This is a genomic window from Streptomyces sp. NPDC002130, assembly GCF_040296465.1.
Classification (GTDB): Bacteria; Actinomycetota; Actinomycetes; order Streptomycetales; family Streptomycetaceae; genus Streptomyces.
In genome coordinates this window covers 1-1618 of record NZ_JBEOXI010000723.1, presented here as the reverse complement: position 1 = coordinate 1618, position 1618 = coordinate 1, and the positions used below count along the sequence as shown (strand labels likewise).

The window sequence follows — 1618 nt, the reverse complement described above, 5'->3', positions numbered from 1 at the left end:
GACCACTGCCACCTCTCCGACGTTGGGATGAGCCTCGAGGGCCCACTCGATGTCGGCAGCACTGAATTTCTCTCCGCCCCGATTGATGATGTCTTTGATTCGCGACGTGATCCGGATCTGACCGGGTCCGTCCACGGCGGCTACGTCGCCGGTTCGGAAAAAGCCGTCGTCGGTGAACGATTCCGCGTTGATCGAGCTGTCGACGTAGCCGACGAACAGTTCCGGACCCCGCACCAACAGCTCGTCGTCTTCGCCGAGCCGGAATTCGTTTCCCCCGATCACAGCCCCTTCGTCCTCGGCCTGCAAATCGATGTCACCGAAAGGATCACCCATGACGAGAGTCGGAAGTTCCGTCGATCCGTAGGTACGTACAACCGCTGTCCCCATCACGCGATGGGCCCGGCGCACCAACTCGGGCGGAATCCCGGCCCCACCACACACGAATCGGGTCAGCTGGGATCGTCGATATTCGCCACTCTCGTACGTCCGAGCCGGGCACGTGCGCAGCGCGCTCGCCGCGGTCAACGATGACGGGACCAACCTGGAGTCGGTGCTAGCGGCCAAGGCGAAGGAACTGGATGTCTCGGTGCGCACGCTCTACCGCTGGATCGCGGGCTTCCGGGCATCGGGGGTCGCCGGGTTGGCCGACACCCGCATTCGCAGCCGATATGCAGTCGGCGTGGACCCGCGGTGGGACGCGACGCGTCTTCAGGTGCTGGACGACTATGTCGAGGCATCCACGCCGACCATGGGAGTTGTCATCGACGCGGTTGTCCGCAAGTTGGAGGCAAGCTTCGGCCCGGGAACGGTGCCGCTGCCCAGTAAAGCCACTGCTTACCGGCGTCTGAAGGTGCTGGCGAAGGGACGGCATGCGTTCGGCAGTGCAAAGGGACGGCGGTCGGTGGCCGATCGTCCGACCGGTGTGTTCGGTCGGCTCCGTGCCACCCGGCCCGGCGAGTACGTGGTGCTCGACACCACGCCGCTGGATGTGTTTGCGATGGAGCCGATCACGATGCGCTGGGTCGGGGTGGAGTTGACGGTGGCTATGGACCTGTTCACCCGCTGCGTGCTCGGACTGCGGTTGACCCCGGTGTCGACGAAAGCGCAGGACGTCGCGAACGTGCTCTACCAATGCATCACCCCAGACCGCCAGCGGGACGACGGCGGGTGGCCGTATCACGGGGTTCCGCGGAATCTGCTCGTCGGCACCGAGGAACCCGACGGCGTCTCCCAGCAGCGGGTCGGCGACCTCCCTGCCTGTTTACCGGAGGCGATCGTGGTCGATCACGGCAAGCAGTACCTGTCCGATCACGTGATCGGGGTCTGCGCGCGGCTCGGGATCACGGTCCAGCCGGCGATCCCGCACAAGCCGACCGACAAGCCCACGGTCGAGAGATTTTTCCGCACGCTACGCGAATCCGTGCTCCAGCACCTGCCCGCCTACAAGGGCCCGGATGTGTACTCCCGCGGAAAAGACGTCGAGGACAAGGCGTTCTACTACGTCAGCGAACTCGAGCAGATCATCCGCGAGTGCGAACTTGTGGGCCCAGGCGCCGTCCTGGAGTTTGGAGTAGCCGTTGATGTCGCCCATGCGGTCGGAGACGCACAGGACCCCGGT

At 64.9% G+C, this 1618-nt stretch carries 2 protein-coding genes; one reads left to right on the top strand and one right to left on the bottom strand.

From position 1 onward, the window contains the following. A partial coding sequence (locus ABT116_RS44840) for an AMP-binding protein (protein ID WP_351646761.1) occupies positions 1-594 on the bottom strand: 594 nt, incomplete at its 3' end. Here ABT116_RS44840 and ABT116_RS44835 point away from each other — a divergent pair. Beyond that, positions 500-1618 (top strand): TnsB C-terminal domain-containing protein (locus ABT116_RS44835; RefSeq protein ID WP_351646759.1); only part of this gene is annotated, 1119 nt, incomplete at its 3' end. The genes ABT116_RS44840 and ABT116_RS44835 overlap by 95 nt on opposite strands.